Origin of the sequence: Microbacterium sp., from assembly GCF_035277845.1 — a bacterium.
Classification (GTDB): domain Bacteria; phylum Actinomycetota; class Actinomycetes; order Actinomycetales; family Microbacteriaceae; genus Microbacterium.
The window spans coordinates 1-3,890 of record NZ_DATEJS010000277.1 but is presented as its reverse complement, the minus strand read 5'-3'; the positions used below and the strand labels follow the sequence as shown (position 1 = coordinate 3,890).

Annotated in this window: 3 protein-coding genes and 1 pseudogene; 3 read left to right on the top strand and 1 reads right to left on the bottom strand. The window is 71.4% G+C overall.

The window, feature by feature from the left end; all coding sequences use genetic code 11:
• Nucleotides 1-410, bottom strand: a pseudogene (locus VJR25_RS12120) (oxidoreductase); the annotation flags it as partial.
• 131 nt (nucleotides 411-541) lie between these two features.
• Here VJR25_RS12120 and VJR25_RS12115 point away from each other — a divergent pair.
• The 3 genes from VJR25_RS12115 to VJR25_RS12105 form a co-directional block, all read left to right on the top strand.
• A complete protein-coding gene (locus tag VJR25_RS12115; RefSeq protein ID WP_324115345.1) occupies nucleotides 542-2,206 on the top strand; it encodes a circularly permuted type 2 ATP-grasp protein in 1,665 nt (554 codons plus the stop codon).
• Complete coding sequence (locus VJR25_RS12110; protein ID WP_324115344.1) at nucleotides 2,200-3,123, top strand: alpha-E domain-containing protein; 924 nt, start codon at nucleotides 2,200-2,202, stop codon at nucleotides 3,121-3,123. The genes VJR25_RS12115 and VJR25_RS12110 overlap by 7 nt, the downstream gene beginning before the upstream one ends.
• A partial coding sequence (locus VJR25_RS12105; protein ID WP_324115342.1) for a transglutaminase family protein occupies nucleotides 3,120-3,890 on the top strand: 771 nt, incomplete at its 3' end. The genes VJR25_RS12110 and VJR25_RS12105, both read left to right, overlap by 4 nt.

The following is a 3,890-nucleotide window of genomic DNA, read 5'->3' as shown; positions in this document are numbered from 1 at the left end:
CCGATCGCGAGCGCGGCCAGCACCCCGGATGCCGTGGACGGCGCCCATGCGAGGGAATCCGCGTCCGGCCGGTGCAGGGCGGCGATGACCCCGACGACGCCGAGGAGCAGGCACACCACCCGGCCGACGGGCGGGAACCCGGCCTCGAGCATCCCCGCGGCTGCGGCGACCACGAGCAGCACGATCGCGATGCCGGTCAGCAGCGCGGCCTTGTCGCCGGTGCCGAACAGCCCGATCGCGACGTCCTTCGCCCACGGCGGCGCCGCGTCGATCAGGGTGCCGCCGATGGCCGCGAACGGACTCGATGCCGACGCGCCGATGGCCGCCGTCAGCTCGCCGATCCCCGCGCCGAGCACGACGGCGGCGATCCCGGCTGCGGCGGCGAGCGCATACCGCGAACGACCTGCCATGGGCTCAGCGTACGATCGGCCGGCCCGCCCAGACCCCGGATCCGATGACAGATCGGTGACAGAAACAGGTCGGCTCATGCGTGACGCCGCGGGCATCGAGGATGACCGCGGCCCCCATTAGGCTCGTGGGCATGGGCGACCTCTTCGACGGCTACGGCGCGCACGGCACGGCACGGAAGACCCCGCAGGGGATGCCGGCGTTCGACGAGATGTTCGCGGGCGACGGCGCATCCCGTGATGCGTACGAGGAGCTCCATCAGGCGCTCGCCCTGATGACGCAGGAGGAGCTGCGCGGGCGCACCGAGTCGCTCGCGAGCTCGTATCTGGCGCAGGGCGTCACCTTCGACTTCGCCGGCGAAGAGCGCCCGTTCCCGCTCGACGCGGTGCCGCGCATCATCCAGTACGACGAGTGGTCGCATGTCGAGGCGGGTGTCAAGCAGCGCGTCAAGGCGCTCGAGGCGTTCCTCGACGACACGTACGGGCGGCAGAACTGCGTGCGCGACGGCGTGGTGCCGGCGCAGCTGATCGCCTCGAGCCAGTACTTCTACCGGCAGGCGTCCGGCATCCACTCCGCGAACGGGGTGCGCATCCACGTGTCGGGCATCGACCTCATCCGCGACGAGCACGGGCAGATGCGCGTGCTCGAGGACAACGTGCGCGTTCCGTCGGGCGTCAGCTACGTCATCTCCAACCGGCGGGTGATGGCGCAGACCCTGCCGGAGCTGTTCGTCTCCATGCAGGTGCGTCCTGTGGGCGACTACCCGAACCGCCTCCTCGCCGCGCTGCGCGCCGCCGCCCCGGCCGGCGTCGACGACCCCGAGATCGTCGTGCTCACGCCCGGCGTCTACAACTCGGCCTACTACGAGCACACGCTGCTCGCCCGCCTGATGGGCGTCGAGCTCGTCGAGGGCCGCGACCTCGTCTGCCAGGGCGGCAAGGTGTTCATGCGCACCACCCGCGGTCCGAAGCGGGTCGACGTGATCTACCGCCGCGTCGACGACGACTTCCTCGACCCGCTGCAGTTCCGCGCGAACTCCATGCTCGGCGCACCGGGCCTCATGCTCGCGGCGCGTCTCGGCAACGTCACGATCGCCAACGCGGTGGGCAACGGCGTCGCCGACGACAAGCTGCTCTACACGTACACGCCCGACCTCATCCGCTACTACCTGTCCGAGGAGCCGATCCTGCCGATCGTCGACACCTGGCGGCTGGAGGATCCGGGCGCCCTCGAAGAGGTGCTCGACCGGCTCGACGAGCTCGTCGTCAAACCTGTGGACGGCTCCGGCGGCAAGGGCCTGATCGTCGGTCCGGATGCCTCCCGTGCCGAGCTCGACGCCATGCGCACGCGTCTGCAGACCGATCCGCGCGGCTGGATCGCGCAGCCCGTCGTGATGCTCTCGACCATCCCGACCCTCGTGGAGGACGGGATGCGTCCCCGGCACGCCGACCTGCGCCCGTTCGCGGTCAACGACGGCGACGACATCTGGGTGCTGCCGGGCGGCCTCACCCGCGTCGCCCTGCCCGAGGGGCAGCTGGTCGTGAACTCCAGCCAGGGCGGCGGGTCGAAGGACACCTGGGTCGTCGGGGGAGCCGCCCCCGCGCACGTCGAGTACGCGCAGGGCTACGGGCTCGCGGGGCTCGTCGCCGATCAGGCGTCCGCCGCGACGCAGGCGATCCCGATCATCTACGACACCGCCGCGCCTCCGCCGGACCTGTCCCCGCAGGATGCCCCCACCCCTGCCCCGGTGCGCCACGCCCAGGAGGAGCAGCAGCAGCAGGAGGGCCCGACATGCTGAGCCGCATCGCCGAGTCCCTCTTCTGGATCGGCCGGTACATCGAGCGGTCCGACGGCACCGCCCGCATCCTCGACGTGCACCTGCAGCTGCTGCTGGAGGACCCGTGGATCGACGAGGACACCGCATGCCGTTCGCTGCTCGCCGTCATGGGCTCGCCCGTCGACGGCCCGGTGCGCCGCGGCGACGTGCTCAGCCGCCTGGGGGTCGACCGCGGCGATCCGTCGTCGATCGTGTCATCGTTCGGGGCCGCGCGTGAGAACGCCCGCCGCGCCCGCGAGATCGTCTCCACCGAGCTGTGGGAGTGCCTGAACACGACGAACGCGCGGATGCCGCGGCGCCTGCAGTCCGACAAGGCGCACGGCTTCTTCGCCTGGGTCCGGGAGCGCGCGGCGCTCGCCGTGGGCATCGTGGACACCTCCACGAGCCACGACGAGGCCTGGCAGTTCTTCACGCTCGGCCGTTCGATCGAGCGCGCCGACATGACCGCGCGGCTGCTCGCCACCCGCACCCTGACCGAGGCATCCGGCCCGTCGTGGACCACCATCCTGCGTTCGTGCGGGGCGTACGAGGCGTACGTGCGCACCTACCGCGGCATGCCGATCGCGGCGAACGCGGCCGAGTTCCTGCTGCTCGACCGCCTGTTCCCGCGCTCGGTGATCTACTCGATCTGGCAGGCGGAGCAGTGCATGAGTGCGATCGACCCGCGGGTCGATCGGGTCGGCCACTCCAACCAGGTGCTGCGGGCGCTCGGCCGCATCCGCAACGAGCTGGAGTACCGGCCGATCGGCGAGATCCTGAGCGAGCTGCCGGCCCACATGGAGAGCGTGCAGCTCGTCACCCGCGAGGCGTCCGAGGCGATCCGCCAGCGCTTCTTCCCCACGCAGACAGAGCCCAGCTGGATCGGAGAGACCTCATGAAGCGCCTGCGCATCGAGCACGTCACCGGGTTCAGCTATCAGGGCGACGTGGCGGCGTCGTACAACGAGGCGCGGATGCTGCCGGGCACCACCGACAGCCAGTTCGTGCTGACCTCGTCGCTCGACATCGAGCCGGCCGCGGCCGTGCACTCGTACGTCGACTACTTCGGCACCCGGGTGAGCTCGTTCGACGTGCTGTCGTCGCACTCCGACCTGCGGATCACGGCGCGCTCGCTCGTCGAGGTGCGCCCGCGCCCCATCGAGCCGACCGGCATCACCTGGGACCGGCTCGCCGCCGACGCCCGGCGCCAGGTCTCCACGGTGGAGCAGCTCGTGCAGACCGACCGCACCCGGCCGCATCCCGAGGTCGCCGAGATCGCGCAGTCGATCGCAGCCCGGCGCGACGAGCCGTGGCACGCCGCGCAGGACATCTGCATCGCGGTGGGGGACGCCGTGGAGTACCAGTTCGGCGTGACGAAGGTGCACACCACCGCCGCCGAGGCGTGGGAGGCCCGCAAGGGCGTGTGCCAGGACATGGCCCACATCGCCGTCGGAGCGCTGCGGTCGGTCGGCATCCCCGCGCGGTACGTGTCCGGCTACCTGCACCCGAGCGCGGACGCGGCGATCGACGTGCCGGTCACGGGCGAGTCGCACGCGTGGGTGGAGTGGTTCGCCGGCGAGTGGCAGGGCTTCGACCCCACGAACAACATCGAGATCGGCGACCGGCATGTCCTCGTCGGGCGCGGCCGCGACTACGGCGATGTGCCT

Bases quoted from the DNA above. Each gene is read 5' to 3' on its own strand.
- VJR25_RS12115 (WP_324115345.1), top strand. From the start codon at position 542: ATGGGCGACCTCTTCGACGGCTACGGCGCGCACGGCACGGCACGGAAG.
- VJR25_RS12110 (WP_324115344.1), top strand. From the start codon at position 2,200: ATGCTGAGCCGCATCGCCGAGTCCCTCTTCTGGATCGGCCGGTACATC.